Origin of the sequence: Veillonella sp. (genome assembly GCF_019414865.1) — a bacterium.
In the GTDB taxonomy this organism is placed as follows: Bacteria; Bacillota; Negativicutes; order Veillonellales; family Veillonellaceae; genus Veillonella.
Genome location: NZ_DXLG01000104.1, coordinates 3,162 through 5,637, shown reverse-complemented (window position 1 = coordinate 5,637; position 2,476 = coordinate 3,162). Strand labels below are relative to the sequence as shown.

Annotated in this window: 3 protein-coding genes; all 3 read right to left on the bottom strand. The window is 38.7% G+C overall.

From position 1 onward, the window contains the following. Window positions 1-131: 131 nt before the first annotated feature. The 3 genes from QZ334_RS06585 to QZ334_RS06575 all read right to left on the bottom strand — a co-directional run bounded on the left by QZ334_RS06585 (window position 132) and on the right by QZ334_RS06575 (window position 2,218). Window positions 132-506, bottom strand: coding sequence for a hypothetical protein (locus tag QZ334_RS06585; protein WP_005384879.1), 375 nt, complete (start codon window positions 504-506; stop codon window positions 132-134). A 111-nt stretch (window positions 507-617) separates the two neighbouring features. After that, the gene (locus QZ334_RS06580) at window positions 618-1,661 is read right to left on the bottom strand and encodes a Fic family protein (protein WP_295232995.1); all 1,044 of its coding nucleotides are present in this window, start codon (window positions 1,659-1,661) and stop codon (window positions 618-620) included. A gap of 191 nt (window positions 1,662-1,852) precedes the next feature. Beyond that, on the bottom strand, window positions 1,853-2,218 hold the full coding sequence (locus tag QZ334_RS06575) for a hypothetical protein (protein ID WP_295232992.1): 366 nt from the start codon (window positions 2,216-2,218) through the stop codon (window positions 1,853-1,855). Between the last annotated feature and the right edge of the window lie 258 nt (window positions 2,219-2,476).

Here is a 2,476-nt window from a genome sequence, read left to right as displayed (position 1 = left end):
ATTCACCAACTTTTAGGGAATTAAAACAAAAGAAAACGCGCATCAATTTAAATAAAAAAAACGCACGCCCTCTAATGAGAACGTGCGTGTGTGAGGCTTTCACAAAGAATCATAACCCTCGAAGGATCAGATTATTTGTCACCCCAGATAAGTGTGTACACAGCGTATGCAGGAGTGCCTTGTTCAACCTTACGAGTAGATTTGTTAGGTTGTTCTTCTTTCACAACATAACCTTGTGGGTTATAAAGAGTTACCTTAACGTCTTTTACTTCGCGTTTTTTGTGGTTGAACTCTTCAGTTACGATATAGTGGTAACCTTCATAGTCCATAGCTTTGATGTCCAAAGTAGCTTTTTTGTCATCTTTTTTAACAGAATCGTTGTCGATAGACCAAGTGATACCATTGCTATCTGTACCAACTGTATACCAATTTGCTGCATCAACACTACCGATACCACCAATGAATAAAGCGCCTGCTGCCAAAACAGCTGCCAATGTTTTTTTCATATTTTTACCTCTCGAATTAAATACAAGAATATGAAATCTAGTATATTCGATGAAACTAAATATTTTATGAAAGACAAACGTGCTCAATTATTAGAATATCTATTCCAAACATTAAGACTTCACATAATAGGTAGACCGTCCTCCTCCTTTACGTTGAATATGTCCATCCTTCACAAGGGTACGTATAGTGCCTTCAATGGAACTATCACTGAGATTCGGACACCATTCTCTAATATCTTGCTTTGTAAAAGCCCCTAAATGGCTATCGATAGCTGCTTTCACCTGATCTATTGCTGAACCACTATTTGCCAGTATAGAACTGCGGTCCTCAAAGTCATGATACGCGGCTAACAGCATTTGTAACCAATAGCGAATAAACGGTATAGGGCAGGAACTTTCATCATACCAAGTATCACTAGACTCACGTAAGGCCTCGTAATACATATCCTTATGTCTTGCAATCTTAGCCTCTAACGACACATACTTACCTACCATAAAGCCGTTACGATACAACAATAATGTTGTAAGTAAACGGCTCATACGACCATTTCCATCATTAAATGGGTGAATGCATAAGAAATCATGTATAAAAATAGGAATAGCTAGGAGTGGCTCCACCTCTCCATTACCTACAACACGATTATATTCAGCACAAATCTGGTCGATTGCCTCTGCGATCTCATAGGGTGCTAGGGGAGTAAATAACACCTTGGTCCGTCCATCGGGATAGGTAGCACTAATATAATTCTGTACACTCTTTAACTGTCCACCACGGGCATTGAACTGGTAATTATACAAAATCTTGTGTAACTGCAAAATATGATTGCGAGACAATGCTATGGAATCATAACTTTCATGGATAACATTTAAGGCATCACGATACCCCATAATCTCCTGCTCATCCCGATTTCGAGGCGTAGTCTTATCAGCTACCAACTGCCGAAGGCGCGTACTCGTCGTCACAATCCCTTCAATCGCATTCGACGCCTCTGTACTCTGTACCTTTGCCAACTCTACAAGAGAATCTAATATGGCAGGACTCTGCGAAAGCAAAACCTCCTCCTTGCCATTCGCCCGATAAATCCCTGCGATAAGGCTTAAAATATCCATATCCCACGACAAAGACTGAATCCGACCATACTCAAAACGACGCATACACACACCTCCATTCTGTTCTAATCCCTTATAAATAAAATTATTCCCTTAAATTATACCATAAAATAAGGGAATAAATAATTTGGATACATTTAATTATACATGCAGAAAGGGTTCTATCTCTTTGAGACCGACTTAGGTCACTATGGAGGTCGATGAGAGATAGAACCCTTTCTACTAGTAGAGGAAATTTACCAAATCAAGTGATACACGTGATCTAGATTACTTCCGTCTTGTATTTGTACTTTTGTATTTGCCAATGTTTCAGAACCAATCATATAGCCTTGTGGGTTATATGTAGCAACATCAATGAGCTGTACTGTTTTATCAGCACGGTTGAATGTCATTGTATAAATGGAGTGATCTCCATTTGGATCTACAATCTTCAAGCGCAATGTAGCACGAGCATCGTTTTTATCAACAGAGTCATTGTCGATATAGCCAGTACGACCATATTGATCCGTATCAAGAGCATACCAACTTTCAGCATGAGACACGCCCACACCAGCACTGAATAATAACCCGGCTACCGCTAAACAGGCAAACCATTTTTTCATAACTATTCTCTCCTGACTATAAAATTCAAATAACTATGCAATCTGCATACCATAAATTCCCTACGCCTTCATTATAACACTAGAACTGCATATTACTAATAAAAACTCTATAAACTGCATAATTAATATAAATCTATATAAGGACAATGTGCTGAGTCCTATGGGCTTTAAATAATCTAACGTTTTTAATAGCTGATATTCGCGCTGTAAGGTTAACAAAAACATAGAAAGCCCCGAACTGTTCTGAAAACGACTTAG